Here is a 23,911-nt window from a genome sequence, read left to right on the forward strand (position 1 = left end):
GGTGTTCCTTGGCATCAGGCCAGCCTTCGGGCTGGCCTTTTTTATGGCCGCAATTGCCAACACCGGTCTTTTCCCCTGCCTCGCGTTTCCTGCTAGTCTGATGGCCTGTTGCAGCCCGTCAGTACATCAACCGAGATGGAGAGCCCCATGGAGAACGGAACCCACTTTCGCACCTGCCACCTGTGTGAAGCCATGTGCGGCATCGCCATCGAAGTGAGCGACGGCGAGATTCAGTCCATCAAGGGGGACGACAACGACCCGCTTAGCCAGGGTCACATCTGCCCCAAGGCCGTCGCCCTCAAGGATCTCCACGAAGACCCGGAGCGCTTGCGCAAGCCCGTTCGGCGGACAGCGGATGGCTGGCAGGAAATGGAATGGGATGACGCTCTGGATTTTGTCGCCAACCGGCTTCACCGGGTACGCCAGGAACAGGGCCGCAATGCCATCGGGGTATACCTGGGCAACCCCAATGTCCACAACCATGGCGCCCTGATCGCCAACCCCTCCTTCCTCAAGGCACTGGGGACCCAGAACCGCTTTTCGGCCACCTCCAACGACCAGCTTCCCCACATGCTGGCCAACCTGGAGCTGTTCGGCCATCAGCTGATGTTTCCAATTCCCGACATTGACCGCACCGACCTGTTTATCTGCATCGGTGCCAACCCCATGGCCTCCAACGGCAGTCTGATGACCGTCCCCGACTTCCGTGGCCGCCTCAAGGCCCTGCAGGCACGGGGTGGCCAAATGATCGTGATTGATCCACGACGCAACGAAACCGCAAGCCACGCCGATGCCTTCCACTTTATCCGGCCCGGCACCGATGCCCTGCTGCTGATGGCCATGGTGCATACCCTGTTCGAGGAACAGCTGGTCAGCCCCGGGCACGCCGAGCAGTGGCTGAAAGATGCCGACCTGGTCCGTCTGGCGGCCCTGCCGTTCAGCCCGGAGGCGGTCAGTGATCATACCGGCATTGCGGCCGACACCATCCGTGACCTGGCCCGCCAGTTTGCCAGCACGCCCAAAGCCGTCCTCTATGGACGCATGGGCACCAGCACCCAAGCCCACGGCGGCGTCGCCACCTGGCTGATCTACACGCTCAACATCCTCGCCGGCAAGCTCGACGTACCTGGCGGCGTCATGTTTACCCAACCGGCGGTGGATCTGGTCGCCCTGGCTGCAATGTCTGGCCAGACCGGCCACTTCGACAAGCGCCGCAGCCGGGTCCGGCAGTTGCCGGAATTTGGCGGTGAATATCCCGCCAGCACCATGGCCGACGAGATGCTGACCCCAGGTGACGGCCAGATCCGCGCCTTTGTCACCATTGCCGGCAACCCGGTCCTGTCCAACCCCGACGGCGGCCGTCTGGAGCGGGCCCTGGCAGACCTGGATTTCATGGTCTCCGTGGATTATTACCTGAATGAGACCACCCGCCACGCTGATGTCATTCTGCCCCCGACGGCGGCGCTGGAACGCAGCCATTACGATCTGATCTTCAACCTGTTCTCGGTACGCAACAGCGCCAAGTACAGTCCCGCCCTGTTCGAACGCAGCGACGATGCCCGTCATGACTGGGAAATCCTGCTGGGCCTCGCCCACCGTCTGGAACGCCTGCACAAAGGTGGGCAGCTTCCCCTGCAAACCGAACTGGGCTGGCGCGCGTTCAGACAACTCGGACCCGACGGCATTCTCGACCTGGCCTTGCGCAGCGGGCCTTACGGTACCGACCTGGGGCCATTGCGCCCGGTTGCCCGTAACCTGGCCGACCTGATCACCGACCTTTTCCCTTCAGGGCATCCCCTGCACGGCCTGGCAGAACTCAGCCCGGTCTACCGACGCTGGTCAGAGCTGCCCAAGGGCCTGTCAATACGCTCCCTGAAGGCCTGCCCCAGCGGGGTCGACCTGGGCCCCCTGCAGCCCTGCCTGCCAGAGCGGCTATTTACCCGTGACGGCCGCATCAACCTGGCGCCACGGCGCTATCTTGCAGATCTCGACCGGCTACATCAACTGCTGGCATCACCGGTCAGCGAAGACTTGCAACTGATTGGCCGCCGCCACGTGCGTAGCAACAACTCCTGGCTCCACAACAGCCAGCGGCTGGTCAAAGGCAAAGACCGCTGCACGCTGCTGATCCACCCCAAAGATGCCTCTCGCTGCGGGCTGAAACCCGGCGATATGGCGGAGATTTCCAGTGCGGTAGGCCGTGTGGTACTGCCGGTCGACATTACCGAGGACGTGATGTCAGGTGTGGTCTCGATTCCCCACGGCTGGGGTCATACACGGGAGGGCACGGGGCAATCCATCGCCGCGGCCCATGCCGGCGCCAGCATCAACGATATCATCGCAGCCGATCAGGTCGACCGTCTGAGCGGTACTTCCGTGCTCAACGGGCAATCGGTCAAAGTCCGCCTGTGGCGGGCCGAACGCAGTCGCAAACGGGCCTGATCGGCACGCCCCGCGAATTCGAGGAGAAGACCTTATGCCCCCATGGCTACAATGGACACTGATCGCAAGCGGCCTGCTGGCGATCGCCCTGTTGCTGCTGTTCATAATCCGCCAGCTCAAAGTACTCCAAGGCGAACGGGCTCAGCGCAATAAGCACCAGGCATTCCAGGTCCGGCGCCGGCAGGAGATCGTGGAGAGCCTGCGAGTGCTTGCGCTCGCCATTGAGGAAAATCAGGTGGAGTATTCTGAGGCCTGTCTGCGGATCAAGGGGCTGTTGGACCTGGTGGCACCGGAACTGCTGGAGCAGTCGCCGTTTGAGATATTCGCGCAGGTCCATGAGCAACTCAGGCACATGCCCACCCACCAGGCCAGGGAAGATACCGACAAGCGCTTTATCCGCAAACTTGATCGCGAGCGCTTCGCCATTGAGACACAGTACGCAGAAGCGATCCGGACGGCGGCCTGCGCCCTGCGACAACACAGCTTCTGAGCCAGCCATAAGGCCGACCGCCACTCATTTGTAATTTTTTGTAACAGGAAATCTGTCGCCTCAACACTATTTCGCAAGCAAATCAGTCTGTTCCAGATTTACCGAAAAATGAATGATGGGTCACACTTTGAAAAGAGGAACATCCGGCCAGCAGCATTGACGTTCTTTGGCTAGATTAAGTATCAGGATGCGCGGCCAGGGAGGGTCGGCTCAGAGCGTCAGCGGCTACTCTCCTCACACCAACCTAGTGTTCCACCGGAATGATCTGCAACAAGCGGGTGAGCTTGCCGGCCCTTGGGCCGGCTTTTTTATGCGTGCCGAAAACCCAGCCGCATCAACCCTGGATCATGCCTGCAATGGCCATGACGCTGTCCTGGCTGGCCACCAGTTCATCGAACTGCCGTTCAACTTTGGCCCGGTCCAGCCCGAGGTCATCATAAACGCTATCAGGAACCGGCTCTCCGCCCCCTAGCGCAACACCCCGCTCCACCTGCAGCTGGCGTCCAAGCCACAACAGTCTGGCATAAACATCGAAAGGGCCATCAAACTCAGGGTTCTTCTGCTGACGAATGGCCTGGGTGACTTCATCGGGCATGCCCCAGTTCAGCATCAACTGGGCACCAATCTGTTCACGGGTGACTCCCAGCAGGAAATGCTCGATCACCGATGAATCCAGGTGAGGGTTCACCTCCAGATAACGGCACACCAGCCTGAAATGCGGAGGGAATACATGGGCAAGTACCAGATAGCCGAAATTGTGGAGCAGTCCCGCCAGGTAGGCCAGTCCAAACACCGGCCGCTCACCCCGGGGCATCATGCTCGCCAGCACACCGGCCGACTGGGCCTGCCAGATGGCCTGCTGCCAATAGTCGACGTAGCCAGCCGGCCGGTCTTTCGGCTGCTCCAGAGCCCGGCCCAGGGATAGCCCCACGGCCAGGTTCATCACCAGATCAAAGCCCAGCACCCGCGAGACCGCATCGTGCACAGAACGCACCTGGCCGGCAGCGGCATAGAATGAGGACGATGCCCAGCTGACAACCTGAGCCGCCAGGCTGGGATCGCTCTCGACAATGTCCACCAGATCCCCCATCAACGCGTTGGGGTTGACCCGCAACTGGAGAATGCGCTGAGCCGTTTCCGGCAGCGGAGGCAGCTCCAGGGTGTCTTCGAGTCGTTGCTGAATCCGCAGCCCGGTAAACCTCTGGATGGCGTTATCGAGCTGCTCACGGTCCTTCTCGGGGCTGTTCAGGTTAACCCCGACCGAGTCCGGGTCTACGGCGAACAACAGCCGCCGGGCGCCTTCGGTCAGCGCGCGGAATTCGTCCCCTTTCAGCACCATGACCAGGTTTTGATCCACCAGTTCCAGAGCCACATCGGTCAGCCCATCCACCGCCTGATCTACCACCGTATCGAAACCGGTCAGCAGCGGCAGCGCCGGTAACTGCCGCAACCCGGTTTTCTCCCGGACCCGCAACTGCTCGGAACCTGGCATCAGGTGCAGTTCCCGGCCCAGGTGTTTATTCAGAGCCACAATGTCGATCAGGTCCTGACTGCGACAGATGACCTGTACCTTGCCGTTGCTGTCGTTCAGCAGCACCATCCTCAGTGTCTGCACCGCAGCCCGCTCGGTCACCTCCTGCAACTCCACACAATCTGCCTTGTCTCCCAGTGCCTGACGGACGACAACAGGTAATTCCATGATACTCCCCTGTAAGTTTGGCCAGTCGATCATCGGATCGCGGGCCTGATTGTTTTACAGAGCAGTGCCAATAGCAGAGACAATCGCTGCCAACACCCGGCACAGCCTGAATCCATGCGACGTGTATTTCCTACACGTCGCCATACTGTATTCGTTCCCCCAGCCAGCGTCGGATCAGCCCTTCGGTGCGCCCTGAGTCCGCCAGCACCGCTGGCGCCAATTCCCGGACCACTTCAATCCAGCCCTTGTCACGCTCGAACTCCGCCAACCGGAACTGCATCAGGCCAGTTTGGCGGGTTCCAAGCACCTCACCCGGCCCACGGATCTCAAGATCTTTTTCAGCAATCACAAAGCCATCCTGGCTGTCACGCAAGACCTGCAGCCGGGCCTTGCCGTTCTGCGACAGAGGGGGATGGTACATCAGTACACAAAAACTTGCTTCATGGCCCCGGCCAACACGACCGCGCAACTGATGCAGCTGGGCCAGCCCCAGTCGCTCGGGATTTTCGATGATGATCAGTGAGGCGTTGGGCACATCCACCCCCACCTCAATGACCGTTGTCGCCACCAGCAGATCCAGCTCACCAGTCTTGAAGGCCGTCATGACCTCCGCTTTTTCCGCAGCTTTCAGGCGGCCATGGACCAGTCCGATCCGCAGCCCCGGCAATCGCTCCTGAAGGTCCTGGGCGGTCACTTCGGCGGCCTGGCACTGCAAGGCCTCGGATTCCTCAATCAGGGTACAGACCCAGTAAGCCTGACGGCCCTGTTCGCAAGCCTTGCGCACCCGGTCAATGATGTCTTCACGACGACCGTCCGGAACCGCAATGGTTTCAATCGGCTTGCGACCCGGCGGCAGTTCGTCAATCACCGAGGTATCCAGATCGGCATAGGCACTCATTGCTAGCGTACGCGGTATTGGGGTCGCCGTCATGATCAGTTGATGCGGGGCCAGGGTGCCACTCACCCCTTTTTCCCGCAATGCCAGACGCTGGTGCACTCCGAACCGTTGCTGCTCATCCACAATGACCAGCGCAAGACGATGAAACGCCACATCCTGCTGGAACAGCGCATGAGTCCCGATGGCGATGACTGCATCACCACTGGCCACCTGATCCAGTGCTTCGGTGCGAGCCCGCCCCTTGACCTTACCGGACAGCCAGGCGGTCCTGATGCCCAGGGGCTCGAGCCACTGGCGGAAGCTGTTGTAGTGCTGTTCCGCGAGAATTTCCGTGGGCGCCATCAAGGCCACCTGGCCTCCGCCAGAGATGGCCTGAAGCGCCGCCAGGGCTGCCACAACGGTCTTGCCAGAGCCCACATCGCCCTGCACCAGCCGCAACATCGGCAGCGGCTGACTCAGGTCCTGCCGGATATCCGCCAACACGTGCTTCTGGGCAGCGGTCAGACTGAACGGCAGGTTATCGAGAAACTGTGCCACCAACGCCCCCTGAGGCAACAACGCCAGTGCCTGACGCTGCTGGATCTGCTGCCGCACCTTGAGCAGACTAAGCTGGTGCGCAAGCAATTCCTCCATCACCAGACGCTGCTGTGCCGGATGTTTACCCGCCAACAGCTGGGGCACATTGGCACTGGCTGGTGGTGCGTGAACCAGAGCTACCGCTGCCGAGATATCCGGCAACTGGTAATCGGCCAGCATCTCCGGCGGTAACAGCTCACGGATCGGATAACGTTGGAGATAGCTCAGCGCCTGCCGACAGAGGCTGCGTACGCGGGGCTGCTGGATGCCTTCAGTGAGCGGATAGACCGGCGTCAGGGTCGCACTGCCCGCTGCAGCCATCGGTTCCGGGTTGGCTTCATATTCCGGATGGTACAGTTCGTATCCGGCGCGACCGGCACGAACCTCACCGTAACAGCGGACCCGGGTGCCGATGGCCAGCTGGCCCTTCTGGGCCGCATTGAAATGGAAGAAGCGCAAGACCAGGAAACCAGAATCATCACGCAGGGTTACCTGCATGCTCCGCCGGCGCCCCATCACCACATCGTTCTTCACAACCTCGCCTTCAACGACCCCGACATCGCCCACTCTCAGGCTGCCCATCGGGATAATGCGGGTGCGATCCTCATATCGGTGAGGCAGGTGAAACAGCAGATCCTGCAGGGAATGGATGCCCAGTTTCGCCAGCGTCCCGGCCAGAGCATGACCGACGCCCTTGAGTACCGTGACCTGGATATCCCCAAGCGCTGCCATAACTCCCTCAGATACTCAGCCCGGCACCAGCCGCTTCCTGCCGGGCCCGGTCAACCACCCGGCACTGGCTGGCGGCCAGACGCAACATATCGATGGCCTTCGGCCGCGGAAACGTGACCCGCCAGGCCAGGGCCACAGTGCGGAACGGTACTGGCGCCACAAAGGGCCGGATAGTAAGGATATCTGGGCGATACTGCATCGACGTCGCCGCCGACAGCGGCAGTATGGTAATCCCCAATCCCGATGCCACCATGTGACGGATGGTTTCCAGCGAACTGCCCTCGGTCACCAACGTCGGCTCATCCCCATGGGCGGGCTTGGCGGTCACTGTCTCGACCAGAGGCGGGCAGGACTCCAGCACCTGATCACGAAAACAATGGCCAGGGCCGAGCAACAGCAGCTGTTCACGGGCCAGCTCCTCGGGACTGAGCGCCTCTTTCTCGGTCAGGTGGTGTCCGGCCGGCAGCAGCACCACAAACGGCTCATCATAAAGCGGCAGGGTAACCACTTCCGGTTCCTCAAACGGCAACGCAACGATGATGGCATCGAGTTCCGAGTGACGCAGCTTCTGACGCAGATTGGCGGTGTAGTTCTCTTCAATGAAGAGCGGCATGTCCGGGGCTCCCCTGCGCAGCTCTGGCAGCAAGTGTGGGAACAAGTACGGCCCGATGGTGTAGATGGCGCCCACTTTCAGCGGCGAATTGAGCTGGTTCTTGCCGTCCTGGGCCATATCCCGGATCACGCCGACCTGATCCAGCACTCGTTGTGCCTGTTCGATGATTCTCAGACCGGTCTCGGTAACCCTGATGCTGCTTTTACTGCGTTCAAACAGTGGAATACCCAGTTCATCTTCCAGTTTCTTCACTGCGACGCTCAGAGTTGGCTGACTCACGTGACAACGCTCAGCTGCACGGCCAAAATGCTTTTCTCGGGCCAGGGTAACGACGTATCGCAACTCAGTGAGGGTCATGGACAGCTCCGGTCAGGCTTCTACGAATTTATGAGATAAAGCATAAGGATTGATATTGACTATGGCAATCAAAGAACACCCTTCCCGCCCCCGGATCCTGGTTGCCGGTTGCGGCTCTCTCGGTGGCGAGATCGCCCGCCGCCTTTGCGCCAATGCAGAGGTGTTTGGGCTGAGACGCAACATCAGCCGGGTACCCGAAGGGGTTCACCCGGTCGCGGCCGACCTGATGCAGCCACAACAGCTGCAGGAACGTGTGCCCGCGGACCTGGACGCCATTGTCTACTGCCTGACGCCCAGCCAGTACGATGATAAGGGCTATGCCGATGCCTACGTCCATGGTTTACAGAATCTGCTGGCCGCGCTGTCCGGGCGAGCGCCCCGGCGACTGGTGTTTATCAGCAGCACCAGCGTTTACCCACAGGACGATGACAGCTGGGTAACCGAAGACAGCCCCTGCAATCCCTCCCGCGCTACTGGCCAGCGCATTCTCGAAGGTGAACAGCTGGCACGCCAGAGTGGGATTCCGTCCACCGTGATCCGCTACAGTGGCATCTATGGCCCCAGCCGACGGCGCTTCCTCAGCGAGGTACTGGAGGGTCGAATGAACCCTTCGCAACCTGCCCCTTATAGCAACCGTATACACGAAGACGATGCCGCTGGCGCCGTGGTTTACCTTTTGGAGCGGGCCCTGTCCGGAGCCGGCATAGAGGATACGTACATTGTCAGTGACTGTGAGCCGGTCCGGCTCGATGAGGTCGTGGCCTGGGTCCGTACGCAGATTTCATGCGCAGAGCCGGTGGCCGATGCCCGGACGGGCGGGCGTGCCGGTAGCAAACGATGCAGTAACCAGCGCCTGCTGGCCAGTGGTTTCCAGTTCCGTTATCCGGATTATCGTGCGGGTTATGGTGAGATGATTGCCCGGGAACGGGCGAACAACCAGCGCCGCTGAGAGTGGCGGGGGGGGGGGAAGACGGCGCCCAACGGATGTGGGCGCCTGCCAGCAAATCAGCTAAGCACCATGACCGCGTCCATTTCCACCGGCACACCCTTCGGCAGGGATGCGATACCGATGGCTGCACGGGCCGGGTATGGCTCCTGGAAATAGGTCGCCATCACTTCGTTGACGGTGGCAAAATTGGCCAGGTCCGTCATATAGATGTTCAGCTTGACGATGTCCTGCAGACTACCGCCTGCGGCTTCACAGACAGCCTTCAGGTTTTCAAACACCTGACGGGTATTCGCTGCAAAGTCACCCGTCACCACTTCCATGGTTTCCGGCACCAGCGGGATCTGGCCGGACAGGTAAACGGTATCGCCGGCTTTCACCGCCTGGGAATAGGTACCGATCGCCTTTGGCGCCTTATCGGTCTGAATCACGGATTTGTTGCTCATGGGACTCGTCCTTCTGAAATAAAAACCGCCATCCTCGCCTCTGCTGCTCGCCACTGTCAACTGAACAATACGGGCAGTAAAGAACAGACAGCAACCTAATGCCGGACCCGGTGTATGTGGGTGACAGCACGGATATTTTTCACCCGGCGCATGACCCGGGCCAGGTGGCGCCTGCCATTGACGTGAACCACGAGGCTGACCACGCCAAAGCGGGCATTCTGCTCTTCGACATTGATGCGCTCGATGTTGCCATCCGCCATGGCGACCGCACTGGCAATTTCTGCAATCACCCCGCGCTGACGCTCCATTTCGACCCGCAGCTCCACCGAAAACTCGTCGGTGATGTCTTTGGCCCATTTGAGGTGAGTCAGGCGGGTCCGGGCCTCATCGTCTTCGGGCAAGCGTGAGCAGGTATCCGAGTGAATGATCATGCCGTGCCCGGAGTCCATCAGCCCGACCACCGGATCTCCCGGGATAGGCTTACAGCAGGACGCAAACTTAACCAACAGGCCTTCAGTACCACGGATGGTCACCGGCGTTCGCTGATCCTCGCCGGAGGTTTTCTCCAGCCCTGCTTCCAGCGGCTGCTCTTCACTGCCTCCGCCACTGACCAGCTGACGGGCGATCAGGTAGGCCATCCGGTTGCCCAGTCCAATCTCACTGAGCAGGTCGTCGAGGCTGCTGACCTGGTTGTGCTGAACCACCGCAGCAATCTGGGCATCACTGACCTTCGACAGTTTCTGGCCAAAGCCATTGAGGGATTTTTTCAGCAGGGTCCGCCCCAGTTCAAGCGATTCTGCCTGCTTCTGGTTTTTCAGCACATGCCGGATGCTGCTGCGAGCCTTGCCAGTGACCACAAAGCTGAGCCAGGCCGGGTTGGGGCGGGCACCGGGTGCGGTAATCACTTCCACGGTCTGACCACTTTGCAGCGGCTGGCTCAGGGAGCCCAGGTTACGGTTGATGCGACAGGCCACACAGGCATTACCGATATCGGTATGGATGGCGTAGGCAAAATCGATCGGCGTGGCACCACTGGGCAACTCCATGATCTTGCCTTTCGGCGTAAACACGTAGATTTCGTCGGGGAACAGGTCAACCTTGACGTGCTCGATGAACTCCAGGGAATCATCGGCCCGCTCCCGCATCTCCATCAGCCCCTGCACCCAACGATCAACCCGCTTCTGGTTGACGCTGGCAATGGTGGACTGGTCGTTCTTGTACATCCAGTGAGCCGCGATACCATTGTTGGCAATGTGCTCCATCTCCTCGGTGCGGATCTGGATCTCGATGTTGACGTGCATACCAAACAGCGTGGTGTGCAGGCTCTGGTAGCCGTTCGCCTTGGGCATCGCGATGTAATCCTTGAAGCGCCCGGGAAGCGGCTTGTAGAGGCTGTGCACAGCCCCAAGGATACGGTAACAGTCATCCTCGGTATCGGTGATGATGCGGAACGCATACACATCCATAATTTCATGGAAGGATTTCTGCTTGAACTTCATCTTGTTGTAGATGCTGTTCAGGTGTTTTTCTCGCCCGAGGATCCGCCCGGGCAGGCCGCGCTCAACCAGCTTTTCCTGCAGCCGGCTACGAATTTCGTGGATGATTTCCTGGTGGCTGCCGCGAAGTTTGGCCACGGCCTGCGATATGTAGCGGGAGCGCATGGGGTAGAGCGAGGCGAAGCCCAGGTCTTCGAGCTCCGTACAGACCGAGTGCATACCCAGGCGGTTGGCAATCGGCGCGTAGATATCGAGGGTTTCGGTGGCAATACGCTGACGTTTGGCAAACGGCAACGGACCCAGGGTCCTCATGTTGTGCAGGCGGTCGGCCAGTTTTACCAGGATAACGCGAATGTCCCTGGCCATCGCCAGGGTCATTTTCTGGAAGTTCTCGGCCTGGGCCTCAGCGCGGGAGCGAAATTCTATCTGGGTCAGTTTGCTGACGCCGTCAACCAGATCCGCCACCGAGTCACCAAACTGCTCGGCCAGGGCATCCTTGGGGATACCGGTATCTTCAATTACATCGTGCAGCATCGCCGCCATCAGGCTTTGATGATCCAGTTTCAGGTCAGCGAGAATAAAAGCCACCGCCAGAGGATGGGTGACATAGGGCTCACCACTTCGGCGCTTCTGCCCTTCATGGGCCTGCTCCGCGTAATAGTAGGCCCGCCGTACCTGATTGATACGACCAGTATCCAGATAGCTGCTCAGTTCTTTCGACAGCCCATCAACCGTAGACTCTGCTGACACCTCGCCTCCACAATAGCGTTATGCGCTCTGACATCTGACAAACAAAAAAACCCGGATGCTTACATCCGGGTCCTTCAGATGCCCATCAACGGCAGGAGCCAAAACCGGCTCCCTGTTAAGACACTATAAAACCGTAGGGACAATTTTCAATGCCCCAGCCAGGGGCAGACCGATAATTCAGTCTTCGTCTTCTTCCAGCAGCAGGTCGCGGGAGACCTTGCCTTCGGCAATTTCGCGCAGAGCCAGAACGGTCGGCTTGTCATTTTCTTCCGGAACCATCGGCTCCTGACCCTTGGTCGCAATCTGGCGGGCACGTTTGCTGGCCAGCATAACCAGCTGAAAACGGTTTTCTACATGATCCAGACAATCTTCAACGGTAACTCGAGCCATAACTCTCCCCAGCTTTCTCTTGGTAACGGTTGCGCCAGTGCCGGCCGTCAGTCCCTTCCGGCAGGCATGTATTTCGGCAGACCGCGTAGTTTACTGGTGCCGGTTCAATTTGTATACAACCCGTAGCACGGATTAGCTGCTCGCCAGGCGGGACAACAGGGTGGCGTGGCGCTGCTGCTGGACAGCGGTGCGCACGCGCTGGGCTGCGACGACGGCCAGCAACTCCTTGAGGGCAACCTCGAACTGGTCGTTCACCACCAGGTAATCGAACTCCTGGGCATGACTGCACTCTTCCGCAGCCTCCCGCAGACGTCGCTCAACCACATCGTCGGCGTCGGTGCCACGACCGGTAAGCCGTCGCCGCAGCTCTTCCGGCGATGGCGGCAGGATAAAAATCCCCACGCACTCCGGCATCAAACGCCGTACCTGGGCCGCACCCTGCCAGTCGATTTCCAGGATCACATCCTCCCCGCGGGCCAACGCCTGTTCGACCCAACGCTGGGATGTACCGTAGTAATTGCCGAAAACATCGGCGTATTCCAGAAAATCGTTCTGGGCAATCATCGCCTCAAAGGCATCACGACTGACAAAGTGATAGTTGACGCCATCTTGCTCGCCCGGACGCGCTGGGCGGGTGGTGTGCGAAATAGAGAGGCCGAGCACAGGATCCCGCTTAAGCATCTCCGCAACGAGACTGGTTTTTCCGGCACCGGACGGCGCGGATATTACGTATAAAGTGCCTTTTTCAAACTGCCCCATGGCGCCTGCTCTCCTGACCCTGATACAAACAAAAGGCGATTATACGAATAACCCGCACCCAACGCATGCATACCCACCGACTAGAGCACGACACATCAGAACGACTCGCCTTGCCGGAGCGTCAGGAGTCCGACTTGAACATGACCGACGACCAGCGTTCCTGAATCACAACACAAGCCGGTCAGCGCCCTGGCGCAGCCTGCCCATCCCAACGGGGCAACTCTTCGCCAAACCCCCCGGTGACCAGTCGCAGCGTATCCCGGGCCAGGCCAGCCTGGATATCGACCGCACTCTGAGGATGGCGAGCCCAGCCTGCCGTGCCGCACCAGTCAAGCCCGATCCAGTTATCGCGACCATTACGCTTGACGGTATAGAGGGCAAGGTCGGCCACTTTCAGCATCTCCGGCCACTCATTGACCGGTTCCCTTACCCGATCTGCCGCCACAACATAGAACCCGATGGAGCAGCTGATCGCCAGCCCGGCTGATGGTGGCCCGTAACGGCGTTGCGAAACGCTCTGCACGATGCGTTCCGCCAACAATTCACCAGCCTGGGTATCGCAATCCAGGCACAGAATTGCGAACTCCTCCCCACCGAACCGGACCACCACGTCATTGCTGCGGCAGCATTCGCTGAGTGTTTCGGCGAACTGGCGAATCACTACATCCCCCACATCATGGCCATGAACATCGTTGACCTGCTTGAAAAAGTCGATGTCGATGATCATGAACAGGTAACTCTGACCCATGAGCCAGGAATCCGGGTTTCCGAGATGGCGTTCGAGATAGCGGCGATTGCGCAATCCGGTCAGCGGGTCCGTCAGGCTGACATTGAGAAACTGGTTGCGCTCACCTCGCAGCACCCGCTGGTTTTCCTCGATGTTCTCCACCATCCGGTGAAACGTACGAGCAAGCTTTCCCAATTCATCACGACGACTGACAAAGGCCAGGTCGTCCGGGCTCTCGCCCTGCCCCAGGGACTCGGCCACTCGCTGCAGCTCAATGATCGGGGAGACCAGGGTGAGCTTGAAGAACACATACGCCGCCAGCGCCGCCACCAGCCCGATCAGGATAATGACGGCTTCGGTATACAGCGCCCCCTCCACCCCCTTGCGGTAAAACGGACGCTCGCTGGAAAGGCTGAGCAACAGCACCTGATCCGGCGCATTGGCAATCGTTAGGGGCAAATCGGCGATGGCCTGGTGACTGGACAGAAAGCGGATTCGCGAACCCGACGCCTCGCCCGAAACCAGGGATGCCGAGAGCGGGAGACGCAACTGTTCCGCCAGAGAGTCAATAAAGGGCGGATCGACCAGACGACCGAAGTAGAGCATGCCCGTTGCCGGCTCTACACGGTAACTGTCGGTTACCGGCTGACCCGCAACCATAAAAAACCCGGCTCCGGTCTGTAATAACGCCGTACTGGGTTCGCCAGCCTGCCCCATGTGCGCCAACGGAGCAGTGATGCCTTCGGCACCCTGGGCGATCGCGGTCAGTTCAGGAGCGCCCAGCTTGTCGGAGTGGAGATTCGCTATCGCGTCACCGTTCTGATCCAGAATAACCAGAAAGTCGGCCTGCAGGGGAATGAGAAAATCGTCAATCAGGTTCGAAGCCACATAATCCTGATTGCGATCCTGAACGAATTGGTAGGTTTCGTCCCACTGCGCCCAGTCAGCGGCAATGGACAGCAGTCGCTTTTGCTCCTGCATCAGGGTCTGATGGGAACGTTCGAGATCCAGTTGCAGAGACTGACGCTCAAGCTCTTCCACCTGCGGCAACAACAACAGGTGGACTGTCGCCAGAACGCCGACACACAGCGCCCCCAAAAGTACACACATGCCCGCAGTGAGTTTGCCACGAATATTCAACTGACCAGCCTCTGTCTGGCGGCCCCGTGCCCTGCGCGCATCCTTTCGGCCGGCGGCCGTAACTACTCGATGTTCTGAACCTGCTCCCGCATTTGTTCAATCAGAACCTTGAGGTCGACCGCAGCCCGCGTCACCCTGGCGTCGATAGACTTGCTGCTCAGGGTGTTCGCCTCCCGATTCAGCTCCTGCATCAGGAAATCGAGACGGCGACCGATGGCATCATCCCCGGCCAGGGTATCGGTCACTTCCCGAATATGGGCATCCAGCCGGTCGAGCTCCTCTGCAACATCCGACTTTTGCGCCAGCATCACCATTTCCTGGCTGATACGATCCGGATCAAGTTCCACCCGCGCCTTCTCAAATCGTTCCCTCAGATGCCGCTCCTGCTGGGCCAGCAGTTCTGGCATCAACGCCCGCACCTCCGCCACCAACCGCCCCATGGCATCCAGGCGCTCGTCGAACAGAGGCTTCAGGCGCTGCCCCTCCCGTTCCCGCGCAAGCAACAGGTCCTTCAGGGTACGTTCAAACAGGTCCAGCGCAGCGGTCTTGACCGGCCCCAGATCCTGCTCCGGAGATTCCATCACCCCCGGCCAGCGCATGATATCGAGTGCATTGATATGCGCGGGGTTGTCGAGAATCCGGTTGATCTGATTTGCCGCTTCGTTCAGCGCCGCCGCCAACTCCTGGTTGATGTCAAAGCGCTCACGGGAGGACTCGGTCAATTGAAGCCGTAAGGCGATATCGACCTTGCCCCGCTTCAGCGACCCCCGCATCATTTCACGGAAACGGTTCTCCAGCTCCCGCAAGGCGTCCGGCAGGCGGAAAGCGGGCTCCAGGTAGCGGTGATTCACCGTCCGCAGCTCGCATGTCAATGTCCCCCACGCTTCCTGGGCATCCTGTCTGGAAAACGCGGTCATACTTCTGATCATGGTGACTCCGGTCAATCAGTAAAAGCAGGGGAATAATTCTGTAGTTTAGCAGGCACTTCCACTCCACCGCGAGCCGGCGGCCGGCCGTGGTATACTGCCGCACCATTTCCATCCATCCAATGTCCGGAAAACGGATTCTCCCCCGGTTTCCGGCACCACATTCAGGACAGTCTATGCGCCCCAGCGGAAGAACCCCGGAACAACCGAGAGATATCCGTATCACCCGTAACTACACCCGCCATGCCGAAGGCTCTGTGCTGGTAGAGTTTGGCGACACCAAAGTCATCTGCACCGCCTCGGTCGAAAACAAGGTCCCGCCATTCATGCGCGGCGAGGGCAAAGGCTGGATTACCGCTGAGTATGGCATGCTGCCCCGCTCCACCGGCAGCCGGATGGGCCGGGAAGCCGCCCGCGGCAAGCAGGGCGGTCGCACCGTCGAGATTCAGCGTCTGATTGGCCGTTCCCTGCGCGCTGCCGTCGACTTGAGCGCCCTTGGCGAGCACACCATCACCATCGACTGCGATGTCATTCAGGCCGATGGTGGCACCCGGACCGCCGCCATCACCGGCGGTTGCGTTGCACTGGTCGATGCCCTCAACCATCTGGTAAAGGAAAAGCGACTGAAATCATCGCCGCTGAAGCAGATGGTTGCTGCGTTATCCGTCGGAATTTACAAGGGCACGCCGGTCACCGACCTGGATTACCCGGAAGACTCCGCGGCAGAAACCGACATGAATGTGATCATGACGGATCGTGGTGGTTTCATCGAGATTCAGGGAACAGCCGAAGGCGAGCCCTTTGCCCAAGACGAACTGGAGAGCATGCTGACGCTGGCTCGCCAGGGCATTGAAACGCTGTTTGAAGTGCAGAAAGCCGCGCTGGCTGAATAAGCCGCGGGCAGAACCGGGGCGGTCAGACGACCGCCCTGATGATCAGCCGTTCGATCAGAACCCGATTTCGATATCGTAATCCATGATCAGCGGCGCATGGTCAGAAAAGCGGGTATGGGTATCAATCCAGCCATCGAGAATGGTCTTGCGGATACCCGGAGTCAGCAGCTGGTAATCGATACGGATACCGGCATTACGACGCCAGCCCTCAGCCCACTCCGGCCAGCAGGTAAACTGATTACTCTGCTTGTTAATCTCGCGAAACGCATCCACACAGCCCATCTCGTCAAACAGGCGATCCAGCCAGGCCCGCTCGTGGGGCAGGAACCCGGACGCATCCAGCTTGTGGTAACGGGAACTGGCGTCGGTCACGTGGTGAGCAGTCTGCAGATTGGCACAGAAAATGAACTGGCGACGTTTACGCAGGGTTTTCTGCATGAGCAGGCCAAAGGCCTCCATGAAATCGTCTTTATGGTCCAGCGCGGTCAGGTCATCATCCCCGATGGGGTCATCTTCCTTGCCAAGGGCTGATGGTGCGAGCACACACGCCACACTGACCTTGTCGAAGTCCGCCTGAATGAAACGCCCTTCCCGATCCGCCTGTTCACTGGCAAAACCGTACATGATCGCTTTAGGAAAATGGCGGGTGTAGATCCCGACACCGCCGTCTTCATTGCGCTCACCATCAATGAAGTAGGCTTCATAACCTTCCGGAATCAGGTTGCGGTCTTCAATTTCGTAAGCACGCATGCGATGATCCTGAACGCAAACAACGTCTGCATCCTGCTGGACCAGCCATTCAAAAAAGCCTTTTTCAACGGCCTGTTCCAGACCGTTGACGCTAATTGACACTACGCGCATACATGTTCCCTGATTCGGTTTGTGTGTATGATACCGGTTTTACACGCTATTTAAAGAATCTCCTCGCCAGAAGCCCTGTCATGCAAGACTATCAGCAAGAATTCATTGATTTCGCCATTAGCCGAAACGTTCTGCGTTTTGGCGAATTCACCCTCAAGTCCGGCCGTATCAGCCCGTACTTTTTCAACGCCGGTCTGTTCAATACCGGAGATGACCTGCTCCAGCTCAGCCGGGCCTACGCGGCGGCACTCCAGCGCAGCCAACTGGAGTATGACATCATATTCGGACCTGCCTATAAGGGCATCCCGCTGGCAACCACAACCGCCATGGCACTGGCTGGCGCCGGCGACAACCGGCCGTTCGCCTTTAACCGCAAGGAAAAAAAGGACCATGGCGAAGGCGGCAATATTGTCGGCTCTCCGCTCGAGGGCAAAGTCCTGATCATCGATGACGTCATCACGGCAGGCACCGCCATCCGCGAGTCCATCGACCTTATACATGCCGCAGGCGCTACACCCGCCGGTGTACTGATCGCCCTTGACCGCCAGGAGCGCGGCAATGGTGAACTTTCCGCCATCCAGGAGGTGGAACAGGAGTTCGGCATTCCGGTGGTCAGCATTATCCAGCTGGAACAGGTACTGGACTACCTCAAGGCGCGGCCGGACTTTGCCGAACACGCCGAAAAGGTGGCCGAGTACCGTCAGAACTACGGTATCTGAGCCGCCTCCGCAAGCGGGCGGCCCAACCAGGCAACCCGTTTGCGGCATCCCCCATGGCACCACCCCGGTTGTCTGGTATGCTTGCCTAACAGAACAACGCCAAGAAACCGGAGAAGCTCTGCCGAATGAATCACCGCAGCCTGAAAGGCCTGGCGCCTGCCCTAGCCGCTACCCTGTTCCTCGCATCTGCCACCGCCGATGCGCGCATGTATCGATACCACGACGATAACGGTCGCCTGGTTATCAGTAACACTGTGCCTCAACAAGCCAGCCAGCGCGGCTATGAAATCCTCAACAACCAGGGGCGTGTGATCGAGGTCATTGACCCTGCCCCGACACCAGAGGAAATTGCCGCCCGCGAAGCTGCGGAGGAACGTCTGCGCCAGGCAGCCCTGCGCGAAGCCGAAGACCGGGCACTGCTGAAGCGCTTCAGCACCCCAGAAGAAGCGGTCAGCGCCATGAAGCGCAAGATCCAGGAGCTGGAAAGCCTGTCGCAACTCAAACGCGGCAATATGGCCGTCATCGCCAGCCAGCTGGACGCTGAACGCAGCCGCGCCGCCGACTTTGAACGCTCCGGGAGGGATGTGCCCGAAGCCACACTGCAAAAAATAGAACGCCTGCAGAGTCAGATCGACGACATCGAGCGGGAAATCGCCCAACAACAGGACGACATAGAAAGCCTCAAGGCCCGCTTTATCGACGATATTCGCCGGCTCGAGGAGATCACAGGCGAATCCAGCTCACTGCCGCCGCAGCCATCAGAGGACGCACCCGAACCCAGCGAGCCTTGAGCTACGTGAATCCGCCACAACCAAAAAAACCGCCCGCAGGCGGTTTTTTTGTGGTCAGAACCAGCTGCAATCAGGCAGTGGTAGACGCTTCAGCTGCAGTCTTCTTGGCAGCCGGCTTCTTGGCTGCAGGCTTCTTGGCTGCAACAGCTTCCTTCACTTCTTCGGCGGCTTCAGCAACTTCTTCAGCAACGCTTTCAGCGGCTTCAGCTACGGCGTCGGCGCTTTCAGCGGCTTCCTTCTCAATGCGTGCAACCAGGTCAGCAGCAAAGCTGCCGAAACGGTCATTCAGACCACGCAGCTGCTCGAACAGGGATTCGCTGTAACCGTCGTACCGCTCACGCAGAGTCTTGACGCTGTATTCGCGTACTTCAGTTTCCAGCTTCTCAGCGTACTCGAACGGCTTGGAAGCCAGCTTCTTCTGCTGCTCTTCAGCGGCGTTGATGCCCTTGGTGACGATGTCCTGCAGTTGTTCCTGGTAGGTCTTGAGCTTGCCCATCGATACTCTCCTTACTTGGTGAGACCTGAATTCAGCGTAAGTCTGGAAAACAGGGTTAACAGTTGCGGCGGTCGCCCACCGTTTTTTTCATCTGGAGAGCAGGTTATTCCTTAAAATTAGAATGTTCATACTAAACCCCATCCAATGGAGGGGCGTGCACTGGCCCGCAATTTACCGATTGTTCACTTGATGATCCCACCCTGATTCGCATAATCGATCGCCTTGGTTCGCTGGCCCGACTCCCCGCATTATTCAGGCCCCGCCTCAAACAGACCTTTCGGCCCGGCATGGGCCTATTGAGAGCAGCTAATGCCCGATATGCGACATCCCAGGCTGGCCGCCCGGCGGTTATCTGCCAACCTGTCATTGCTGGTCCTGGCAACCGCCCTGGCATTACTTTCCGGCTGCAAGCAGGGCAGCACAGACAGCTACAGCTCCACCACACAAAGCGCACCTCTGGTAGCGGCCCAGCGGGAAAGCTCCGCCATCAGCTCATTCCGTCAGGCCTTCGGGGACGAAAGCCAACCGGCCGACACCACACCGGCAAGCGGGAGCGGCGGAAACGGAGAAATCAGCGACAGCACCCCATCGCCCCACCCCGAATCACGCCCGACCCTGTCCTGGAGTGCCCCGCTCACCCGCGAGAATGGCGAGTCCCTCGCCTTAAGCGAAATCAGCGGCTACCGGGTGCGGTTCCGGCTAAGGCACAGGGAAGCGTTTCAGTCGATAATGGTAGAAGGTGCCGAGAACACGCGGCTGAGCCTGGACCGGTTCGATCCAGGGGCTTATGAATTTTCAGTCAGTGTGGTGGACAGCCAGGGGCGGGAGAGCGCCCCCTCCGGCTCCGTAGCCGTTGACCTTATCTGAAAAGTGCGGACTACCAGCGGAAGATGACCCAGCTCGGGACCCGCGTCCGCGACTCGCGGGTACGCTGCCACCCGCCGCTGTCGGCCGGCACCAGATAATAGGCGGGCCCTATGGCCGGCACCACCTTGATTTCCACGATTTCGCCATTGACCCGGTACTCGTAGATCACCTCGTCTTCGCCCCCACGAATAACCACTTGGGGCTCGGCCAGATCCGGCTGATATTCGGGAACCACCACCGGTTCCTCCGGGGCTTCCACGCCTGTCGGCAGGTCCGCTTCCTGCGCCAGCGCAGTGAGTGAAAAAAGTGCCAGAGTCATGGCGCTGAGGCAGGGGAATCGCATAGTTTTCATGGTACTCTTTTTACCCTTTAGGCCTTTAAGCTTTGTTTTCTTACCCTAGGCTCTTGCGAAGAGACAGCCTTGCGCCTGGATTACCCTGCGCCGGACCAGAAGGCAACGGCAACATCAGACTTAGGGTTACACAAGGTCATTCACGCTTCAATCAGATTCCGGATTTGTCTTGATATGAGTCAGCAGCAGACCCCACCGGTCGTACTAGTCGATGGTTCCTCCTACCTGTTCCGGGCCTTTCATGCCCTGCCTCCCCTGATCACCAGCAAGGGCCATCCTACCGGAGCCATCAAGGGAGTGATCAGCATGATCCGGCGACTAGAGCAGGATTTTCCAGGTTCGCGAGTGGTCGTGGTCTTTGATGCCAAAGGCAAGACCTTCCGTCACGACCTGTATCCGGAGTACAAAGCCAATCGCCCACCCATGCCCGATGACCTGCGGGTCCAGATTGCCCCCATCCACGAGATTATCCGCGCCATGGGCCTGCCCCTACTGATTATTCCTGAGGTGGAAGCTGACGATGTCATCGGCACCCTGGCCCATGAAGCGACCGCCAAAGGCATTGATGTCGTGATCAGCACCGGCGACAAGGATATGGCACAACTGGTCAGCGACCATGTCACCCTGATCAATACCATGACCGAGACCCGCATGGACCGGGGCGGCGTGATCGACAAGTTCGGCGTGGCGCCGGAACAGATCATCGACTACCTGACACTGGTAGGAGACTCCGTCGACAACATACCAGGCGTTACCAAATGCGGCCCCAAAACTGCGGTCAAATGGCTGCAGGCCTATGGCACACTGGATGAACTCACCGTCAGGGCCGACGAGATCAAGGGCAAGATCGGTGAAAATCTCCGCGCGGCGCTGCCCCAACTTCCGCTGAGCCACGAACTGGCAACCATCAAGACCGACGTTGAACTCGAGATCGACCTGGAGCAGCTGGCCCATTCCCCCCAGGACGACCAGCAACTGCTATCACTGTTCCGGGAATACGAGTTCAAGAGCTGGGTTGCAGATCTCGCCTCCAGTGCCGATGCCAGTGGCAGCGCCGCGGATGAGACACACCCCGAGCCGGAGGATCCCGGCCGCGACTACCACACCATCACCAGCCAGGATCAGCTGGACAGCTGGCTCCAGCGTCTGCGAGAAGCCCCACTGTTTGCCTTCGATACCGAGACCACCAGCCTCAACTACAGCCAGGCCCAGGTGGTGGGCGTATCCTTTGCAATCACGCCTGGCGAAGCCGCGTATGTCCCCCTCGGTCACGACTATATGGGCGCACCGGAACAGCTCGACCGGGACGAGACCCTGGCCCTTCTCAAGCCCCTGCTGGAAGATCCGGCACGGGCCAAGGTCGGCCAGAACCTGAAGTACGACAAGAACGTTTTGGCTAACCACGGCATAACGCTTAACGGGATTGCCGAGGACACCATGCTGGAGTCTTACGTGCTCAATTCCGTCGGCACCCGCCATGACATGGACTCCCTGGCCCTCAAATACCTGGGCATCAGCACGATCCATTTCGAGGATATTGCCGGCAAGGGCGCCAAACAACTGACATTCAACCAGATCGAACTGGAACAGGCAGCCCCCTACGCTGCCGAAGATGCCGACATCACTCTGCGCCTGCACCAGGCCCTGCGCCCGCAGCTGGCCGACACCGGTCGCCTGCAGGAAGTCTATGAAACCATCGACCTGCCACTGGTTCCGGTCCTGTCCCGCATGGAGCAACGTGGAGCTCTGGTGGACGCGGCACTGCTGAGAACCCAGAGCCAGGAACTGGCGGAACGGATGGCCGAACTGGAAACGTTGGCCTACGAGGAAGCCGGAGAGCAGTTCAACCTCGGTTCACCGAAACAGCTCCAGAGCATTTTCTACGACAAGATGGGGCTCCCGGTCATCAAGAAGACCCCAAAGGGTGCTCCTTCCACCGCTGAACCGGTGCTTCAGGAACTCGCCCATGAACATGAGCTGCCACGGCTGATCCTTGAGCATCGCAGCCTGAGCAAGCTCAAGTCGACCTACACCGACAGCCTGCCGGGTATGATCAACCCGCGCAGCGGGCGCATTCACACCTCGTACCATCAGGCAGTGGCGGCCACCGGACGACTGTCTTCCAGCGAGCCCAACCTGCAGAATATTCCAATCCGCACGCCCCAGGGGCGCCGCATCCGCCAGGCCTTTGTGGCTCCGGATGGCTACAAGCTGATGGCCGCCGACTATTCCCAGATCGAGCTGAGGATCATGGCACACCTGTCAGAGGATGAAGGCCTGCTCAACGCCTTTGCCCACGGCGAAGACATCCACAAGGCAACGGCAGCGGAAGTGTTTGGTGTTGGCGTGGACGAAGTCAGCGCGGATCAGCGTCGCAGTGCCAAGGCGATCAACTTCGGGCTGATCTACGGCATGTCTGCGTTCGGACTGGCCCGGCAGCTGGATGTGGAGCGCAAGGTTGCCCAGCAATACATCGACCGCTACTTCGACCGGTACCCCGGCGTACTGAGGTATATGGACGCCATCCGCAAGCAGGCCCATGAAGACGGTTTTGTCGAAACCCTGTTTGGCCGTCGCCTGTATCTGCCGGAGATCAACGCCCGCAACAAACAGATGCAACAGGCCGCAGAGCGTACCGCCATCAACGCACCAATGCAGGGTACCGCGGCCGACATCATCAAGAAGGCCATGCTGTCGGTGGAGCGCTGGCTCACCGAGGATCACCCGGACGATGCCCGGATGATCATGCAGGTCCACGATGAACTGATTCTTGAAGTCAGGAGTTCAGCGGTGGATACCATTCGCGAGGGTCTGGTCAGCCGGATGTCGGCAGCAGCCGAACTTTCCGTGCCGCTGCTGGTGGAAGCCGGCGTGGGCAACAACTGGGATGAGGCCCACTAACCCCAAACCTTCTATCTGACTGATAATGGTGCAAAAATCGCGAGCAGTCACCGTTTTGGGGCGCTGTTCGCGCTAACCCCGCCCGCCGAACTGACGGCATTTCGCCGCTTTTCGCTATATTTGACGCCAATCACACTTGCGGCACGATATTCGCTTTATTTCAGACGTCGGCAACTGACCCACCCGGGCCCAGCCCTGCCTGTTGTGACATCCGCCCTGAAGGATTGCGAGAATGATCTCCACTGCCCCTGAACGAAATTGGCTGTTTGATCCCGCCCTGCTCAAACTGGTTCACCAGTGCCGCCGCCTCATTCATACCGAATTCGGCATCAAGCTCCACCTGACCGACGATCAGCTACAGCAACAGTTGGCGGACTACGCCGGGAAAAGCCGGTCGAACCAGCTGACGCGTGTCTGGAACTCACTGAAGGAACAGATTCCGGGCTACGACGAGCCGGAAGCGGCCAGGGGAACGGCGCAGGAGGGGCACACCAATAGACGGGTATACCGTGGGCAGGTCATCGTGGACGCCCCGCGCTCAAGCACAGATGAAACCGATCATCGCCACGAGGCCGCTGCAACCACGAAGAAAAAGATCATCTACCGCGGCCAGGTCGTTGGCTGACCTGACCACGACACCGCCC

At 59.5% G+C, this 23,911-nt stretch carries 21 protein-coding genes; 9 read left to right on the top strand and 12 right to left on the bottom strand.

What is annotated here, in order from left to right:
* Positions 1-147 precede the first annotated feature (147 nt).
* Complete coding sequence (locus BLV11_RS08860; protein ID WP_091812662.1) at positions 148-2,442, top strand: molybdopterin-dependent oxidoreductase; 2,295 nt, start codon at positions 148-150, stop codon at positions 2,440-2,442.
* A 34-nt stretch (positions 2,443-2,476) separates the two neighbouring features.
* The gene (locus BLV11_RS08865) at positions 2,477-2,932 is read left to right on the top strand and encodes a DUF2489 domain-containing protein (RefSeq protein WP_091812664.1); all 456 of its coding nucleotides are present in this window, start codon (positions 2,477-2,479) and stop codon (positions 2,930-2,932) included.
* 334 nt (positions 2,933-3,266) lie between these two features.
* On the opposite strand, the gene BLV11_RS08870 is transcribed toward BLV11_RS08865, so the two are convergent.
* The 3 genes from BLV11_RS08870 to BLV11_RS08880 form a co-directional block, all read right to left on the bottom strand.
* Complete coding sequence (locus BLV11_RS08870) at positions 3,267-4,631, bottom strand: HDOD domain-containing protein (protein WP_091812667.1); 1,365 nt, start codon at positions 4,629-4,631, stop codon at positions 3,267-3,269.
* Positions 4,632-4,761: 130 nt separating this feature from the next.
* Complete coding sequence (gene recG / locus BLV11_RS08875; RefSeq protein WP_091812670.1) at positions 4,762-6,837, bottom strand: ATP-dependent DNA helicase RecG; 2,076 nt, start codon at positions 6,835-6,837, stop codon at positions 4,762-4,764.
* 7 nt (positions 6,838-6,844) lie between these two features.
* Positions 6,845-7,807, bottom strand: coding sequence for a hydrogen peroxide-inducible genes activator (locus tag BLV11_RS08880; protein WP_091812677.1), 963 nt, complete (start codon positions 7,805-7,807; stop codon positions 6,845-6,847).
* Positions 7,808-7,868: 61 nt separating this feature from the next.
* Here BLV11_RS08880 and BLV11_RS08885 point away from each other — a divergent pair, with 61 nt between their 5' ends.
* Positions 7,869-8,756 carry an NAD-dependent epimerase/dehydratase family protein gene (locus tag BLV11_RS08885; RefSeq protein WP_091812679.1) on the top strand — a complete coding sequence of 296 codons (888 nt, stop codon included), beginning with the start codon at positions 7,869-7,871 and terminating at the stop codon, positions 8,754-8,756.
* 56 nt (positions 8,757-8,812) lie between these two features.
* On the opposite strand, the gene BLV11_RS08890 is transcribed toward BLV11_RS08885, so the two are convergent.
* From BLV11_RS08890 to BLV11_RS08915, 6 genes are all read right to left on the bottom strand, one after another.
* Positions 8,813-9,199: a RidA family protein gene (locus BLV11_RS08890; RefSeq protein ID WP_091812681.1), complete on the bottom strand. Its 387-nt coding sequence runs from the start codon at positions 9,197-9,199 to the stop codon at positions 8,813-8,815.
* Positions 9,200-9,294: 95 nt separating this feature from the next.
* Positions 9,295-11,445 carry a RelA/SpoT family protein gene (locus BLV11_RS08895; protein ID WP_091812683.1) on the bottom strand — a complete coding sequence of 717 codons (2,151 nt, stop codon included), beginning with the start codon at positions 11,443-11,445 and terminating at the stop codon, positions 9,295-9,297.
* A 177-nt stretch (positions 11,446-11,622) separates the two neighbouring features.
* Positions 11,623-11,835, bottom strand: a complete 213-nt coding sequence (gene rpoZ / locus BLV11_RS08900) for a DNA-directed RNA polymerase subunit omega (RefSeq protein ID WP_091812685.1) — start codon at positions 11,833-11,835, stop codon at positions 11,623-11,625.
* 132 nt (positions 11,836-11,967) lie between these two features.
* Positions 11,968-12,594, bottom strand: a complete 627-nt coding sequence (gene gmk, locus BLV11_RS08905; RefSeq protein WP_091812687.1) for a guanylate kinase — start codon at positions 12,592-12,594, stop codon at positions 11,968-11,970.
* A 181-nt stretch (positions 12,595-12,775) separates the two neighbouring features.
* Positions 12,776-14,461 carry a diguanylate cyclase gene (locus tag BLV11_RS08910; RefSeq protein ID WP_091812693.1) on the bottom strand — a complete coding sequence of 562 codons (1,686 nt, stop codon included), beginning with the start codon at positions 14,459-14,461 and terminating at the stop codon, positions 12,776-12,778.
* A 62-nt stretch (positions 14,462-14,523) separates the two neighbouring features.
* Positions 14,524-15,390, bottom strand: a complete 867-nt coding sequence (locus BLV11_RS08915) for a YicC/YloC family endoribonuclease (protein WP_091812697.1) — start codon at positions 15,388-15,390, stop codon at positions 14,524-14,526.
* A 173-nt stretch (positions 15,391-15,563) separates the two neighbouring features.
* On the opposite strand from BLV11_RS08915, the gene rph reads away from it, so the two are divergent.
* Positions 15,564-16,280, top strand: coding sequence for a ribonuclease PH (gene rph, locus BLV11_RS08920; RefSeq protein ID WP_091812700.1), 717 nt, complete (start codon positions 15,564-15,566; stop codon positions 16,278-16,280).
* 54 nt (positions 16,281-16,334) lie between these two features.
* Here rph and BLV11_RS08925 read toward each other — a convergent pair whose 3' ends face one another.
* The gene (locus BLV11_RS08925; RefSeq protein WP_091812702.1) at positions 16,335-17,141 is read right to left on the bottom strand and encodes an exodeoxyribonuclease III; all 807 of its coding nucleotides are present in this window, start codon (positions 17,139-17,141) and stop codon (positions 16,335-16,337) included.
* An 80-nt stretch (positions 17,142-17,221) separates the two neighbouring features.
* On the opposite strand from BLV11_RS08925, the gene pyrE reads away from it, so the two are divergent.
* Together pyrE and BLV11_RS08935 are read left to right on the top strand one after the other, a co-directional pair.
* Complete coding sequence (pyrE, locus tag BLV11_RS08930; RefSeq protein ID WP_091812704.1) at positions 17,222-17,860, top strand: orotate phosphoribosyltransferase; 639 nt, start codon at positions 17,222-17,224, stop codon at positions 17,858-17,860.
* 125 nt (positions 17,861-17,985) lie between these two features.
* Positions 17,986-18,651: a DUF4124 domain-containing protein gene (locus BLV11_RS08935; protein ID WP_091812706.1), complete on the top strand. Its 666-nt coding sequence runs from the start codon at positions 17,986-17,988 to the stop codon at positions 18,649-18,651.
* Between the two features lie 70 nt (positions 18,652-18,721).
* Here BLV11_RS08935 and BLV11_RS08940 read toward each other — a convergent pair whose 3' ends face one another.
* Positions 18,722-19,147 (bottom strand): hypothetical protein, encoded by a 426-nt coding sequence (locus BLV11_RS08940; RefSeq protein ID WP_091812708.1) that lies wholly within the window; start codon positions 19,145-19,147, stop codon positions 18,722-18,724.
* A gap of 309 nt (positions 19,148-19,456) precedes the next feature.
* Between BLV11_RS08940 and BLV11_RS08945 the strand changes: the two genes are divergently transcribed.
* Positions 19,457-20,014, top strand: a complete 558-nt coding sequence (locus tag BLV11_RS08945) for a fibronectin type III domain-containing protein (protein ID WP_091812715.1) — start codon at positions 19,457-19,459, stop codon at positions 20,012-20,014.
* 10 nt (positions 20,015-20,024) lie between these two features.
* On the opposite strand, the gene BLV11_RS08950 is transcribed toward BLV11_RS08945, so the two are convergent.
* Positions 20,025-20,366: a DUF2782 domain-containing protein gene (locus BLV11_RS08950; protein WP_091812717.1), complete on the bottom strand. Its 342-nt coding sequence runs from the start codon at positions 20,364-20,366 to the stop codon at positions 20,025-20,027.
* A 174-nt stretch (positions 20,367-20,540) separates the two neighbouring features.
* On the opposite strand from BLV11_RS08950, the gene polA reads away from it, so the two are divergent.
* Both polA and BLV11_RS08960 read left to right on the top strand, forming a co-directional pair.
* Positions 20,541-23,267 carry a DNA polymerase I gene (gene polA / locus BLV11_RS08955; RefSeq protein ID WP_091812719.1) on the top strand — a complete coding sequence of 909 codons (2,727 nt, stop codon included), beginning with the start codon at positions 20,541-20,543 and terminating at the stop codon, positions 23,265-23,267.
* A 232-nt stretch (positions 23,268-23,499) separates the two neighbouring features.
* Positions 23,500-23,892, top strand: coding sequence for a hypothetical protein (locus BLV11_RS08960; RefSeq protein ID WP_091812721.1), 393 nt, complete (start codon positions 23,500-23,502; stop codon positions 23,890-23,892).
* Positions 23,893-23,911: the final 19 nt, after the last annotated feature.

Origin of the sequence: Marinobacter mobilis, from assembly GCF_900106945.1 — a bacterium.
Classification (GTDB): Bacteria; Pseudomonadota; Gammaproteobacteria; order Pseudomonadales; family Oleiphilaceae; genus Marinobacter; species Marinobacter mobilis.